Origin of the sequence: Bradyrhizobium sp. BWA-3-5, from assembly GCF_032917985.1 — a bacterium.
In the GTDB taxonomy this organism is placed as follows: domain Bacteria; phylum Pseudomonadota; class Alphaproteobacteria; order Rhizobiales; family Xanthobacteraceae; genus Bradyrhizobium.
In genome coordinates this window covers 1,091,993-1,106,230 of sequence record NZ_CP136626.1, presented here as the reverse complement: position 1 = coordinate 1,106,230, position 14,238 = coordinate 1,091,993, and the positions used below count along the sequence as shown (strand labels likewise).

9 protein-coding genes are annotated in these 14,238 nt (G+C 65.7%); 5 read left to right on the top strand and 4 right to left on the bottom strand.

Going from position 1 to position 14,238, the window contains the following annotated elements:
- The first annotated feature begins 39 nt into the window (after positions 1-39).
- Both RX331_RS05270 and RX331_RS05265 read left to right on the top strand, forming a co-directional pair.
- Positions 40-1,422, top strand: coding sequence for an MATE family efflux transporter (locus tag RX331_RS05270; protein ID WP_317255572.1), 1,383 nt, complete (start codon positions 40-42; stop codon positions 1,420-1,422).
- Positions 1,423-1,511: 89 nt separating this feature from the next.
- The gene (locus tag RX331_RS05265) at positions 1,512-1,955 is read left to right on the top strand and encodes a DUF2147 domain-containing protein (protein ID WP_317255571.1); all 444 of its coding nucleotides are present in this window, start codon (positions 1,512-1,514) and stop codon (positions 1,953-1,955) included.
- Positions 1,956-2,051: 96 nt separating this feature from the next.
- Here RX331_RS05265 and RX331_RS05260 read toward each other — a convergent pair whose 3' ends face one another.
- From RX331_RS05260 to RX331_RS05245, 4 genes are all read right to left on the bottom strand, one after another.
- Positions 2,052-3,206, bottom strand: coding sequence for a DUF3095 domain-containing protein (locus RX331_RS05260; protein ID WP_410708128.1), 1,155 nt, complete (start codon positions 3,204-3,206; stop codon positions 2,052-2,054).
- An 81-nt stretch (positions 3,207-3,287) separates the two neighbouring features.
- Complete coding sequence (htpG, locus tag RX331_RS05255; RefSeq protein WP_317255570.1) at positions 3,288-5,156, bottom strand: molecular chaperone HtpG; 1,869 nt, start codon at positions 5,154-5,156, stop codon at positions 3,288-3,290.
- A 194-nt stretch (positions 5,157-5,350) separates the two neighbouring features.
- Positions 5,351-7,330, bottom strand: coding sequence for an HlyD family type I secretion periplasmic adaptor subunit (locus tag RX331_RS05250; RefSeq protein ID WP_317255569.1), 1,980 nt, complete (start codon positions 7,328-7,330; stop codon positions 5,351-5,353).
- Positions 7,327-9,051 carry a type I secretion system permease/ATPase gene (locus tag RX331_RS05245; RefSeq protein WP_317258020.1) on the bottom strand — a complete coding sequence of 575 codons (1,725 nt, stop codon included), beginning with the start codon at positions 9,049-9,051 and terminating at the stop codon, positions 7,327-7,329. Before RX331_RS05245 ends, RX331_RS05250 begins: the two co-directional genes overlap by 4 nt.
- Positions 9,052-9,605: 554 nt before the next feature.
- On the opposite strand from RX331_RS05245, the gene RX331_RS05240 reads away from it, so the two are divergent.
- The 3 genes from RX331_RS05240 to RX331_RS05230 all read left to right on the top strand — a co-directional run bounded on the left by RX331_RS05240 (position 9,606) and on the right by RX331_RS05230 (position 14,236).
- The gene (locus tag RX331_RS05240; protein ID WP_317255568.1) at positions 9,606-11,012 is read left to right on the top strand and encodes a hypothetical protein; all 1,407 of its coding nucleotides are present in this window, start codon (positions 9,606-9,608) and stop codon (positions 11,010-11,012) included.
- A gap of 257 nt (positions 11,013-11,269) precedes the next feature.
- On the top strand, positions 11,270-13,147 hold the full coding sequence (locus tag RX331_RS05235) for an ethylbenzene dehydrogenase-related protein (protein WP_317255567.1): 1,878 nt from the start codon (positions 11,270-11,272) through the stop codon (positions 13,145-13,147).
- Positions 13,148-14,236 (top strand): 2Fe-2S iron-sulfur cluster-binding protein, encoded by a 1,089-nt coding sequence (locus tag RX331_RS05230; protein ID WP_317255566.1) that lies wholly within the window; start codon positions 13,148-13,150, stop codon positions 14,234-14,236.
- Positions 14,237-14,238 lie beyond the last annotated feature (2 nt).

Sequence of the window (14,238 nt, the reverse complement as noted above, 5' to 3'; positions counted from 1 at the left end):
TGTCATCCATAATCTATTTTGATTTGGATGACGTAACGCATGACCATGGAGATCCCGATCGACGCGCGTCCCGCCGCAGTTCCATCAGCGCCGACCAATGCGATCCTCACCTCTCCGATCCTGCCCACTCTCCTGAAACTCGCGCTTCCCAATGCGATCGCGATGGTCGGCACCACAATGGTGGCGGTGGCAGAGACCTCCTATATCGGCCGGCTCGGTACCGAGCCGCTCGCCGGGATCGCGCTGGTGTTTCCCTTCGTCATGCTGACGCAGATGATGTCGGCAGGCGCGATGGGCGGCGGCGTTTCCTCCGCCATCAGCCGCGCGCTAGGCGCGGGCAATCGCGACCGCGCGGCGACACTGGCGCTGCATGCCGTCACGATCGGCGCCTGCGCGGGCCTGTTCTTCACGGCGATGATGCTGGTGTTCGGCCGTGCGTTCTACACGCTGCTCGGCGGCCGCGGTGGCGTGCTGGAGCAGGCGATGCAATATTCGCACGTGCTGTTCTCCGGCGCGCTCTCGATCTGGCTAGTCAACACGCTGGCGTCGGTGGTGCGCGGCACCGGCGACATGCGGATTCCATCGGTGACGCTGATCGGCACCGCGTTCGTCCAGATCGCGGTCGGCGGCGTGCTCGGTCTCGGGCTGTTCGGCCTGCCGCGACTCGGCATGGGCGGCGTCGCCGCGGGCCAGCTCACCGCCTTCACGCTCGGGGCGATCTTCCTGGCCTGGTATCTCCTTAGCGGCAACAGCCGCCTGGCGCTGAACTTCAAGGGGTTCAAATTCCAGCGCGAGATGTTCTTCGACATTCTCAAGGTCGGCGCGGTGGCCTGCCTGTCGCCGCTGCAGACCGTGCTCACGGTACTGATCTTTACCAAAATCCTCGCCGGTTACGGCACCGCGACGCTGGCCGGCTACGGCATGGGCTCGCGGCTGGAATTTCTGCTCACCCCGATCGCTTTCGCCTTCGGCGTCGCCTCGGTGCCGATGGTCGGCATGGCGATGGGCGCCGGCCTCGTGTCGCGCGCGCGGCAGGTAGCGTGGACCGCAGGCGCTGCGGCCGCCATCACGGTGGGCGCGATCGGACTTATCGTCGCAGTCATGCCCTCGCTCTGGGTCTCGATGTTTACCAGCGATGCCGGCGTCACCGCCGCTGCTTCCGCCTATCTCGCCCTGGCAGGACCGGCGTTCGCCTTTTTCGGGATGGGCGCATGCCTCTATTTCTCTTCGCAAGGCGCGGCGAAGGTCGGCGGGCCGGTGATGGCTGGCACCGCGCGACTATTGATCGTCGGCGGCGGTGGCTGGCTGCTGGCCGCAACGGGCGCGCCGGCATGGGCCTTGTTCGCGCTGGTCGGCGGCGCCATGGTCGTTTATGGCCTCGGCACGGCGCTGTCGATTCGCCTCGCAGACTGGGGCAAATAACCAACAGCTCACGCCGCACACACGCAATCGTACGTTGCGCAAATCTGATTTGTTGCTATGCAGGCCTGCTTTTTTCGAAGGAATGATTCATGGCTTGCACAAAAACTCTCGTCATCGCTGTTACGGCGGCATTGCTGGCCGCCACGCCCGCTCTTGCTCAAGGCGCCGCTGAGCCGAGCGGCGTCTGGCAGACCCAGGCCGGCGACGCGCGGGTGAAGATCAGCAAATGCGGCGGCGGTATCTGCGGCGTGATCGTCAGCCTGAGGGAGCCGATCGATCCTGCCACCGGCAAGCCGCAGGTCGACGACAAGAATCCGAATCCGGCGCTGAAGAAGCGACCGATGCTCGGACTGCCGCTGTTCAGCGCCATGCAGCCTGTCGCTGCCAACAAATGGTCGGGCCAGATCTACAACGCCGACGACGGCGGCACCTATGCGAGCAGCATCTCGGTGGCAGGGCCGGACACGCTGCGCGTCGAAGGCTGCGTCGGCGCGCTCTGCGGCGGCGAGACCTGGACGCGCGTGGGAAGGTAGATTTCGTAGGGTGGGCTGAGCGAAGCGAGCGCACCACATCAAGCAACGATATCGGAAAGACGGTGGGCACGCTGCGCTTTGCCCAGCCTACAGGAGCTACGCCGCCATCGCCTTCAGCGCGGTCGCGGCGGATGCGTAGCCGCCACGGGCGCCGTCGATGAAATGGACGTGATCGCTGCGCATTACTGACGGCGTAAAGCAGGTCATCATCGCTGCGTCCTGCCGGTGCAGGCCGTAGCGCACGATCTTTTCCGACGCCGCCTTGGCCAGAAGGTCGGCGAGCGCGCTCTCCAACTCTATCGTGCAGTCGAGGATCATCCGCAGGCCGTCGTCATATTTACGGAAGTCGGAATTCTCCACCACCTGCTGCACATAGTTCTTCGGCACGAAATTGCCGACCTTGATGCCGAAGCGCATCACGACATAGGCCCACAGCGTCACCGCGAGCACGACGGTACGCCGCTTCAACAGCGGGCCGCCGCGCGCGGCGCGCGCTTCATACTCGACGCCGGCCGGCGGCCAGCGCAGCGGCGGCCCGCTGGAGGGCACCGGCCGCCCGGCATCCGGCGAGTCTTCGACCAGGCTGATGATATCTTCGATTACCTTGCGGAAGGCGCGCGGATCCGCGCCCTTGGCGGGCACCACCAGCACGGAAAGAATGAGCCCGCGCGTTGCGGGAATTTCCTCGAAGCGGCACGACAGGCCGGACAGGTCAGGCTGCGAGCCCGGTGGCGCCGCCGGCACGGCGAACTCGCCGCGCTTCATCGCCGCATCCGCCCAGCCCAGACCTCCGCCGGAAAACATCGCATAGGAAAGATTGGCCGACGGACCGAAGCGGGCCACCCTGATATCGAGGCCCTGGGCGCGAATATCCTTCACCGGCACCAGCGCCACCCGCATCGAGAGGTCGAGATCCTCGCGAACCCATGCGGCTGTCGCCGCCAGCGCCTCGCGGGCGCGCGCGAGGTCGCTGGGCGCTACCGCAAAGCTCGCGCCGTCGCCGCCGAACACGAACGGGAATTCCCGCCCGTCCAGCGCATTGGTGACGGCCGCGATCACAGCGGCGCCAGCCATGTTGACCGCCTTGTAGCGCTGGTTCGCGATTGCCTTGGTCGATTCCACGATGTCGGCGACGCCGACCGACCAGTCATCCGGCAACGGCGCATACATCGCGGGGTCCATCAGGCGGCCAAAGCCGCGAAAGACCGGAATTGATCCGTAGAAGATGTCAGTGCCGTCGGACGTCATCATGGTAATCTGGGCTACCCCGGTTCCAGCGCTGTGGCAGATACGGCCGGATTTGGAATCCGGTTCAGCGCGCGGCGAAACGCCCTACCCCTTCACGACCCCCCGCAGCACCAGCTGATTGAGCCGGCTCGCAAACGCGGCCGGATCTTCCGGCAGTTCGCCGTCGAGAATTTGCGCCTGCTCCAGCAGCAGGAACGACAGATCCTTCGCGGCGTCCTCGTCGCCGGCAATCGCCGCGACCAGCGGATGGCGCAGATTGATCTCCAGGATCGGCTTGGTCACCGGTCCCTTGTTCTGCATCGCGAGCAGCCGTTCGAGCATGCGGTCCTGTGCGCCGCCGCCGGCGACGAGACATGAGGCGCTCGAGGTCAGACGCTGCGAGGCACGCACGTCGGAGACGCGCTCGCCGAGTGCATCCTTGATCAGTGCGATCGTGGTGGCTTCATCCGCGCCAGGCGCGTCCTTCTTGTCCTCGGCCTTATCGTCGAGCAACGGGATCAGACCGAAATCGATATCGCCCTGACTCAGCGACTTCAGCGGCTTGCCGCCGAAATCGAGCGGCGCCGAGGTCCAGAACGCATCGACCGGGTCGGTCAGCAGCAGCACCTCGATGCCTCGGGCGGTGGCGGATTCCAGCTTCGGATTCGACTTCAGCCGCTCGATGCTTTCGCCGGTGAGATAGTAGATATCGGTCTGGTTCGGCCTGATGTCGTCGACATATTGCTTGAGCGAGCGGTTCTCGCCCTTTGTCGTCGTGAAGCGCGACAGCGCGAGCAGCTTCTCGCGCCGCTCATAGTCTTCCCAGAGACCTTCCTTGATCACGGCGCCGAATGCGTCCCAGATCTTGGCGAACGCCTCCGGCTCCTTGTCGCCGAGCGTTTCCAGCTCCGAGATCACGCGGCCGGTAACCGCTTTCCGTATCTGCGCGAGCTGCGGATTGTTCTGCAGCATCTCGCGGGAGATATTGAGCGGCAGGTCCTCGCTGTCGATCACGCCGCGGATGAAGCGCAAATAGGCCGGCAACAGATCGGCGTCGTCGGCGATGAAGACGCGGCGGACATAGAGTTTGACCTTGCCCTTGCGCGCCTGGTCGAACAGGTCGAACGGCTTTGTCGACGGCGCGAACAGCAGCACGGCGTAGGACTGTCGGCCCTCGGCGCGGTAATGCAGCGTCATCGCAGGCTCGTCGAAGGCGCCGGCGGCCTGCTGGTAGGCCTGCTTGTAGTCTTCCGGTGTGAGCTCGGATTTCGGCCGCTGCCAGAGCGCAGAGGCCGAATTGATCTGGCGCGGCTCGCCCTCCTCGGGCACCAGCTCGATCGGAAACTGGATGTTGTCGGAATAGGCGCGGACGATGCGCTCGATCTCATAGGTCTCGAGATATTTCGCCGCGTCCTTTTTCAGGTGCAGGACGATCTCGGTGCCGCGCGTGATGCGGGCGGCATCCTCCTCGCTCGCCGGCGCGATTTCAAATCCGCTGCCGCCGGAGGACGACCAGACGAAGACCTGGTCGGAACCGGCGCGGCGGCTGGTGACCACGATACGCTCGGCGACCATGAAGGCGGCATAGAAGCCGACGCCGAACTGGCCGATCAAATTGGCGCCATCCTTGGCCTCGGTGAGGCGGGCGAGGAACGATTTGGTGCCGGAGCGCGCGATGGTGCCGAGATTATCGATCAGTTCCTGCCGGTCCATGCCGATGCCGCTGTCGAGGACGGCGAGCGTGTTGGCCTGCTTGTCCGGCGCGATGCGGATTTTCGGCGGCGCGCCGTCGGCGATCAATTCGGGCGCCGAGATCGCTTCATAGCGCAGCTTGTCGCAGGCGTCCGACGCGTTCGAAATCAGCTCGCGCAGGAAGATGTCGGTCTCCGAGTAGACCGAGTGCACCATCAGGTTCAGAAGCTCGGCAACCTCGGCCTGGAACGGCTGGGATTCGGGGGCGGTGGTCGTGGTCATTGGGATCTCGCAATCAACGCAAAGGCAGGAGGGAAAGCTCTGATATAGCGCCGCCATCTGAAGTGGCAAGATTGCGGGAACTCTCCGTTCAGCTCTCGTGTCGTCGTGGCCGAGCTTGTCCCGGCCATCCACGCCTTACTGTGCGACCAGCACGTAGAATGCCCGGTCAAGCCCGGGCATGACGGGTTTGCAGGCTACCGCTCGACGAAGGCGCGCTGGAACTGGTCCAGGATGGGCTTGAACAGGTAGCTCAGCATGGTCCGACTGCCGGTCTGCATGAACACTTCCGCGGGCATGCCGGAGACGAGCCGCAACCCCGCGAGAAGCCGGCGCTCCTCTTCCGGCAGCATGATCCTGACCGTGAAATAGGACGTGCCGCCCTGCTGGTCCTTTGTGGTATCGGGCGAGACGAATGATACCTGGCCGATCAACTGCGGCGTAACCCGCTGGTTGAAGGCCGAGAAGCGGACGAACGCCTGCTGACCCTTGCGCACCTGATCGATATCGTTCGGCTGCAAGCGCGCCTCGATCTGCAGATCGTCGGAGTCAGGCACCACCTCCATGATGGTATCGCCGGCGCGAATGACGCCGCCGATGGTGTGGGCCGCAAGCTGGTGGATCACGCCTGAGGTCGGCGCGCGCATCTCGATGCGCTCGAGCACGTCGCGCGCGGCGACTGCGCGCTCGGAGAGTTCGGCTTCCTTGCCCTGCGCCTCGCCGAGCTCCTTGACCACTTCGGTACGGGCGTCCTGGTCGAGCCGGACCATTTGCAGCTTCGCCTCGTCGACCTTGGCTTTGGTCTCGGCGATGGTGGAGAGCAACTGGCCGCGCTCGCCCTCGATTCTCGCGCTCTCGCGCTGCAGGGTCGTGAGCCGCGCCAGCGGCACCAGGCGCTTGTCGAACAGGTCCTGAACGCCGGTGAGTTCGCCGGTGATCAGCTCGAGCTGCTTGGCTTTGGAAACGACCTGCGCGTCGAGGCCGATGATCTCCTCGCCGAGCTGCGACACCTTGCTCTGCAGCAACTCCTTCTGGCTCTCGCGCGCGGTCACCCGCGCCCTGAACAGCGAAGCCTCGGAGGCCAGCAGCGTCTTGACGTTGGCATCTTCCAGCCGGGTCGACAGTTCGGGCGGTATCGCCGGCTTCGGCTGGCCGTCGCGCTCGGCAACCAGCCGCGCGATCTTGGCGCGGACTTCATCGAGCTGCTTGCTGACGACCTGCAGGCTTGCCTGCGCCTGCGTCGAATCCAGCCGCAGCAGAAGATCGCCGGCATCGACCCGCATGCCGTTATGAACAGGGATTTTCGCGACCACGCCGCCGGTCGGATGCTGGATGGCCTTGACGTTGGACTGCACCACCAGATTGCCCGGCACCACGACGGCGCCCGACAGCGGCACGAAGGCCATCCAGCCGCCCGCCAGCCCGCCGACGATCAGCAGCGCCCGCAGGCCGGTGCGCAATTCATTCTCGTAGGCGCGCCCTGCCCGTTGCGTGATGCTCTCGCCGGGCTCGGCCGTCTGCGCCGATGCGTCGCGATTGGCGAGGAAAGCGACCCCGGCAGTCACGCCGTTGCGGACGATTCTCGCCACCGAACGGTCGGACGCCACACCGGCCGGAGCCGGCGGCGCCAATTGGGGCGCCTCGATGCGCGGCGGCTCCCGTCGCTCCTCGATCTGCAGAACCTCCGGACGCGACCGCGGTATGTTCAGGAGCGAGGGATCATCGGGCGCGATGATCGGACCGCGCGCCTGCCGCTCGTTCCGCAAGGCGTGATCCAACGGCGCGGCTCGCGCACGGCTGCGCGGTGGCGCTTCTGGCGGTGGCGTGAACTCCGGCTCGCGCGCGCGGCGGGCGCGCGGCGGCGGAGGCTCGATATCGACATCGTCCGGCTGGGACGATCCGAAGGGACCGAGCCACGCATCGAGCACGCGTCCCATCTTGCCCTTCTTCCGCCACTTCGGACGACCCGGGCGCGGCCGGCGCGCGGCGGCGCGGCCGTCCTGCGGCGGACGACGAAGCGGCTGCCGCTGCACCGGCAGATTGTCCTGCTCGAACGCCTGCCGCAGCCGCTGCAATTCAAGGATCAGCGCCTGGCCCTGCGGCGCAGCAGCCTCGGCCTCGGTTCCTTCGAACCGGCTCCGCACCACTCTTTCATCGGCGCGATCGAAACTAGTCATGATGGAACACTCTCGGCAAGTGACGCGCGTGGTTCGGCCTTGGCCTGCGCCTGCGGTGGGGGCTGCTGCGCCGGTGCAGGCGGGCCCTTGCCATTGGCCTTGCGGACGCGCGCGAAGACTTCCTCGCTCGGCCCGAACGCGATCGCCTTGCCCTCATAAAGCACCATCGTCATGTCGAGCGCGGAGAGCGCGCTCGGGCGATGCGAGATCACGACGACGATCGACTTGTTCTGGCGCATGATCCCGATGGCGCGCGTCAAGGCATTCTCGCCGTCGGCATCGAGGTTGGCGTTGGGTTCGTCGAGCACCAGCAGAAACGGATCGCCATAGACGGCGCGCGCCAGGCCGACGCGCTGCTTCTGGCCTGCGGACAGCGATATGCCGCCGGCCCCGATCCGGGTCGCGTAGCCTTCCGGCAGGCGCAGGATGATGTCATGGACGCCGGCGATCTGCGCCGCCCTGAGGATGGCGTCCGAACTAGGATTCTCCTCGAAACGGGAGATGTTCTCGGCCACCGTCCCGTCGAACAGGCCGACATCCTGCGGCAGGTAGCCGATATGCCGGCCGAGATCCTCGTTGCGCCATTGATCGAGAGATGCACCGTCAAGCCGCACCGCCCCGCGATGCGCCGGCCAGATTCCCACCAGCGCCTTCGACAGCGACGTCTTGCCCGACGCGCTCGCCCCGAGCAGCGCCAGTCCTGAGCCGGCCTTAAGCGAGAACGTGACGCCGGCGACGATCGGCATATCGCGGCCCGGCGCAGCGACCGCGAGATTCTGCACGGACAATTCGCGGGTCGGACGCGGCAGCATCACCGGCGGCGTCGGCGGCGGCGCCGTCGCCTTGCAGATGTCGCGAAGCCGGGCGAGGCCCTGACGCGCCGCAGACAACTGCTTCCAGGTGCCGAGCGCGATTTCGACCGGCGCCAGCGCGCGCCCCATCAGGATCGAGGACGCGATCATGATGCCGCCCGACGCCTTGTCGGCGATGACGAGATAGGCGCCCATGCCGAGCATGCCCGACTGCAGGACATAACGCAGCACCTTGGCGGCCGAGCCGAGATTGGCATGGACGTCGGTCGAGCGGATGTTCTCCTGCAGGTAGCGCTCATTGGCCTCCGACCAGCGTGCCGTCAATCGGTCGGTCATGCCGAGCGCCCGCACGATTTCCGCATTGCGCTGGGTCGCATCCGCCAGCACCTGGCGCTGCGCGTTCATGTCCATCGCCGCCTTGGCCGCACCGCGCGAAATCCGCTCGTTCAGCAAGGTCATGGAAATGATCGCTATCGTGCCAAGCAGCGCAGTGAAGCCGATCGCCGGGTGAAACAGGAACAGGCCGATCAGAAAGACCGGGATCCACGGCATATCGAGGAATGCCGTCGGTCCCATGCCCGACATGAAGGTGCGCACCTGATCGAGATCGCGCAGCGGCTGCTGCATCAAGACCGGCTTGACACCGCGCAGCGGCAGGATGGCGAGCGCCCAATGGATCGAGGACTGCAGGCCGGCATCGAACAGCGTGGCGATCCGGCACAGCATCCGCGACCGCATCGCGTCGAAATATCCCTGCACGATATAGGCGATCAGCACCATCACCGACAGGCCGAACAGGGTCGCGAGGTTGCGGCTCGGAATCACCCGATCGTATACCTGCAACATGTAGACCGATCCCGACAGCATCAGGATATTGATGACGCCGCTGAATACGGCGACGCCGATCATGCGGCGTGCGCTCGCGCGCAGCGCGGTCGCGACCGGATCGTCGGCAGCCAGCGTCGAACGCAGGCCGGAAATTGCGCGCGACACCTGCACTGCTCGCGCCTGTGGCTGGCCTTGAGCCATACTCATTGCATTGCCCTTCGACCCGCGACCGACGGATCTCCCTGATGGTCTCCTTGACGCGCGATGCGGACCATTTTTCGGCGAGAATGCGACGAATGCCGATTGTTCGCGTTCGCTCGTGGGTAGAACGATGGCAAACCGCGCCTTGTGTCGCGTCGCCGCGGCGCTGAAGAAGGGAAATCCATCGGCACCTCGGCTTGTTACAAAGCGTACAAAACACACGCCTATTGGCACGTGCCTCATTCGTCATGTTTTGGCGCGGTGTGCGTCACGGATTCGTCCGTCTATAACCTTGCTTCGGCGCTCAATGGTCGCGGTGTCGGCCGAAAGACGCCACGAAGCTCGACGATCCTTCACCCTGCGCGCATCCTGCTCCCCGGCGGATGGCCGCGCCCATACGTCAAGAATTCCAAGGAAATAACAGGGGACCAACAATGGCTCGCTTCGCTTCCGGAGATCAGCCCAACGCCGATACCGATCTCCCGATCGGTGACGTCGCCAGTCCGCCCGTCGCACCGGCCTCACCGTCGCCGACGTTGCCGGAGGAAACGCAGCTTCCCAACCAGCCGGCGGCACGACCGATCGGCTCAAGCTTTTCCAATCTTGGCGCCACTTCCATCGGCACGACCTCGCCGGCGATGGATGATTCGTCGCCAAGCATCGCCGACCCGGGCGCCGTCAGCCTTGCACCTCGTACCAATGATCTCGCCATGGTGCAGAATAATCTGCTCGCCGAACTCAATGCCGGTCAGTTTTCCGGCGCCGCCGCGGTCGGCCATGTCCAGGCGATCCTGTCCGATATCACCAGCGCCATTTCAGCTGCCAACGCCACCACGGCCGTGGCAGGGGCGCTGGTCAGCGCCGCCGGCGCCCAGCAAACGCTGCGCGCCAGCAGCATTATCAATGCCGTCAGCACCGATACGGCGCTGGCGAATCCCACGCCCGACGTGCCCGCCGCGCCAGCCCCAACGCACAGCCTCGCCGAGATCGGCGCGCTGTTCGACGATGTCGCCAGCCAGATCCTTGGCGGGGTGAACGACGACAACCGCGCGCAGATCACCGATGACATCAATGCCGTGATATCGGATATCCAGGCGCTGATGGAGGCCGACCCAAAGCTGTTCGACGGACTGACCGCCGTCCATGCCGACAAGATCGTGCAGCAGTTGCAGCTCGAACTCGTCTATGTCAACGATGCCGAGGTAAGTCCCGCGGCGGCGCAGGCCAGCAGCGACAACATCCACGACATCATCGAGATCATTCAGGGCGACGCCAAGCTGGCCGACATGGCAATGCAGGGCGGCGTCAGCAGCATTCCGCGCTTGCCGGATGCCACCGGTCCGGGACATCTCGACAGCCCCGTTGAGACGGCGCTCGTCGCCAACTTCATCGCGCAGTCCAACTCGCTTGGAAAGCAGGCCGTCGACCTGGTGGGCAGCCAGGACGGCAAGGCGATCGCCGCGCTGATCGACGATCTCAGGGCATTCGAGAAGGCCGCTGGCGAACTCGACGGCACGCTGGGCGGCGAGATCGCCGCGATGATCAAGGGATTGCAGACGGGCAACGCGGCGCTGGTCACCGCGGCAGCGGACCAGATGCATGGCAATGCGGCCGATATCGGCGGCCACAGCGTCCCGCTGACCGGGGGTACCTATAATGCGGACGGCGTGACGGTCGCCGAGGTGCTGGGGACGCCGGCCGCGCCGCCGCTGGCAGCAGATACACCGACCACCGCCGAGCCAGCGGCGCTTGCGACCGCCGACGTCACGGCGCCGACGAGCGTCGACTACGACCATTCACCGGCGCCCGAATTGGCGCATTTGCATCATATGTGGGGATAGCGGCGCGCGGCGCGGCCTCCGGCATTCCCGATGCTGTCGGGGACGCTGGAGGCCGATACATCCAGAAAAGCGCGTTCGCCGATCCGGCTCACGCGGCGGGCATGAAGGCATTCTCGTCATCCTGTGCCCGCCAAAGGACGATCCAAACGAGAGTCTCGGCTACGGCCCAAGAGACCATCATCGATACGGCAGCGACATCGGCGGTTGATGGGATCGGCGCGGTTGCTGCTTCGGAAGTGAAGTAGTGGGGCGTATGCGTGCGGCAGCGTAAGACGGATTATGGGACCATTATTCTACACTGGACGTTCGTCGCGGCATTCGTCGTTGCGCTCGTTACCGGTCTGCGCATCGCGACCGAAACACCCGACCGCACCTGGATCAACTGGTTCGATGCCGTATTGCCGCGCGACAGCATATGGATCGCCCACATGCAGGCGGCCATCGTCCTGGTCGCCGTGGCGATCGGTTACATCGTCTACATGCTCCGCTCCGGCCTCGGACGCCGCGTTCAGCTCGACAGGGTTCGCCTGCGCGGCCTGTTCAGGCGCGGCCAAGGCAGGCTGAGCGCGGTGATCGCCCTGATGTACTGGATCTTCTTCATCACGATGTCAGGCCTGCTGGTCAGCGGCGGCCTGCTCTATTTCGGCTTCTATTCCGGCTATGACGTCGCGATGCTGCACTGGGTGGGGACCTGGGTAATCCTCGCCTTTGTCGTGCTTCACGTCCTGACGCAGTATAAGAGCGGCGGCGTTGCGCAGCTCCTGCGTATCTTCCGGCCCGCGCCCCTGCCCGCGCCACCGCCGAAGCTCGATGCGGTCGAACTGCTGGGGCTGCTTGTCGAGAAATCGGCGCGCCGGGCGGAACACGAGGCCGAGGCGCCGCCCGAGGTGTCCCACCCGCTGCAGCCGCGCGTCGACACGCGCCGCGACAGAGCGCCGGATGCGGGTCCGGCGCCGCGGCCGAAGGGAGGGCCGGCGCGCTCGCGAAACCCGACCCTGCAGGCCAACGCTTTCGTCGTGGCCGCCGCCGCTGCGATCACCGGCGCCTCGCTCTTGGTGGCGACCGACCGGCTCGCGGTGGACAGCGTGCAGATTCGCCGCATCAGTCCCGCCGACGCTCCCGTTCTCGACGGCGACACCTCCGATCGGGCCTGGCGTAACGTCAAACCGTTCTCGCTGCTGACAGGCGAAGGCGGAAACTTCGACGGCAAGGGCGAGACCCGGATCGAAATCCGCGCGGTGCATGACGGCACCTACGCTTACTTCCTCTTCACCTGGGAAGATTCGACGCGCTCCCTAAAACACCTGCCGCTGATCAAGCAGACCGACGGATGGCACCTTCTGCATTCCGGCTTTCAGGTCGGCGACGAGCACCAATACAACGAGGACAAGTTCTCGGTGCTGCTGACCACCTCCGACGTCACGCTGGCCGGCGGACGCACCTTCCATCCCGGGCCGCAACCGGTGGCCGGCGCGCCGGCCACCATGAGCGGCCGCGGCCTGCACTACACGGCGTCAGGCTATGCCGATGTCTGGCAGTGGAAGGCGACCAGCAGCGCGGCCGGATGGATGGACGATGCCCATTTCGGACCGCCGCTCAATCCGACACCGATGCAGGCGGCGAACGTCGTGCCCTACAAGGGCGGCTTCGCGCCCGATCCGGGAACGGCGAACTACCGCGACAATTTCACGGTCGAGCCCGATCTCACCGGCGGTCCGCGGCGCAGCCGCCTGGTCGCCCCGCTGCGCCTGCCGAAAGTTGTGGCCGCCACATCAGACGCATTGGGCGACATCGATCTCGATCCCGATCACGGCGAAAGCGACGGCGCCCGCTGGTTCATGACCGAACAGGACTCTGTTCCCTATTCGACCGAGCTGGATGGGCGCATCCCGATCGGGACCGTGATCCCCGGCGTCATCCTGAGCGGCGAATTCTCAGGCGACCGCGCCGACGTTCGATGCGCCGCCCGCTGGGCCTCCGGCCTGTGGGCGCTGGAGGTGAAGCGCCGGCTCGACACCACAAGCGAGTTTGATGTGCCGATTCGAAGCGGCGTCCACATGCGGGTCGCCGCATTCGACCACAGCCAGATCAGACATACACGGCACGTCCGGCCTATTCGTATCGAGGTGGAATAAATGACGAAGATTTGCAAGGTCACGATCAACGACGAGCCGTTCCTGGCGAACCGCGGCGAGCTGCTGCTCGATTGGGCGTTGATGAACGGCGTTGATCTCCCGCATGATTGCCGCTCCGGCATTTGCGGCGCCTGCCGCGTTCGCCTGGTCGACGGCCAGGTGTATGGCGGCCACAGCCCGGGCGACGAGATGATCCATGCCTGCCAGGCGCGCATCGTCTCTGATCTCGCGATTTCGATCGAGGCTGCTCCCGAGCCGGTGGCACTGACGGCGGAAGTGGCGCAGACGGTTCAACTCGCGCCCGATGTGGTGGGTGTCGACATCGAACTGCCGAAGCCGCTCGACTATCTTCCCGGCCAGTACTGCAAGCTGCAGTTTCACGGCTTCCCGGCAAGGTCCTACAGCCCGACCTTCCCGCTGGAAGGATCGCCGCACGACCACCTCCTGCATTTTCACATCCGCAAGGTTTCAGGCGGGCTGGTCTCCTCGGCGCTCGGCCACGACATCCGCCCTGGGCACCGCGTCAAGTTGATGGGGCCGTACGGCCGCGCGTTTTTTCGGCAGGGTCATGAAGGCCGTATCGTGCTGGTGGCGAGCGGCACCGGCTTTGCCCCGATGTGGTCGGTCGCGGTTGCTGCGATCATGGAGCAGCCGAAACGCGAAATGGTGTTCATCGTGCAAGCGCGGAGCCTGCGCTCGCTCTACATGCACACCGCGCTGTGCCGCCTGGCGCTGTTTCCCAACGTCACCCTGATCCCGATGGTGTCCGAGCCGCAGCAGGTCTCGCACGCCGTCCGCAGCGGCGGCCGCCCGACCGATCATCTGCCAAAGCTTACGCCCAACGACGTGGTCTATACCGCGGGCGCGCCGGCAATGACGGACGCGGTAGCGCGGATCGCCAAGGCCGCGGGCGCCCAGTGCTACACCGACCCATTCGTGCAAGAAGCCCGGACGGTCGAGCAGCCGGGCCTGATGTCGCGCCTCACCGGCTGGCTCAACGAGCCCAAGAGCGCCATCCCGCTGCAGCCGTCGCAAAAGCCGGCGCCGATGCCGCGCGGCGCAGCCGCCATTGGGGTGGGCAACCGCTAGCG

What these genes read in the sequence shown, in the direction of transcription:
- RX331_RS05270 (WP_317255572.1), top strand. Translation starts at nt 40, where the DNA reads ATGACCATGGAGATCCCGATCGACGCGCGTCCCGCCGCAGTTCCATCA.
- RX331_RS05265 (WP_317255571.1), top strand. Translation starts at nt 1,512, where the DNA reads ATGGCTTGCACAAAAACTCTCGTCATCGCTGTTACGGCGGCATTGCTG.
- RX331_RS05260 (WP_410708128.1), bottom strand. Translation starts at nt 3,206, where the DNA reads ATGATGACGTCCGACGGCACTGACATCTTCTACGGATCAATTCCGGTC.
- htpG (WP_317255570.1), bottom strand. Translation starts at nt 5,156, where the DNA reads ATGACCACGACCACCGCCCCCGAATCCCAGCCGTTCCAGGCCGAGGTT.
- RX331_RS05250 (WP_317255569.1), bottom strand. Translation starts at nt 7,330, where the DNA reads ATGACTAGTTTCGATCGCGCCGATGAAAGAGTGGTGCGGAGCCGGTTC.
- RX331_RS05245 (WP_317258020.1), bottom strand. Translation starts at nt 9,051, where the DNA reads ATGATCGGCGTCGCCGTATTCAGCGGCGTCATCAATATCCTGATGCTG.
- RX331_RS05240 (WP_317255568.1), top strand. Translation starts at nt 9,606, where the DNA reads ATGGCTCGCTTCGCTTCCGGAGATCAGCCCAACGCCGATACCGATCTC.
- RX331_RS05230 (WP_317255566.1), top strand. Translation starts at nt 13,148, where the DNA reads ATGACGAAGATTTGCAAGGTCACGATCAACGACGAGCCGTTCCTGGCG.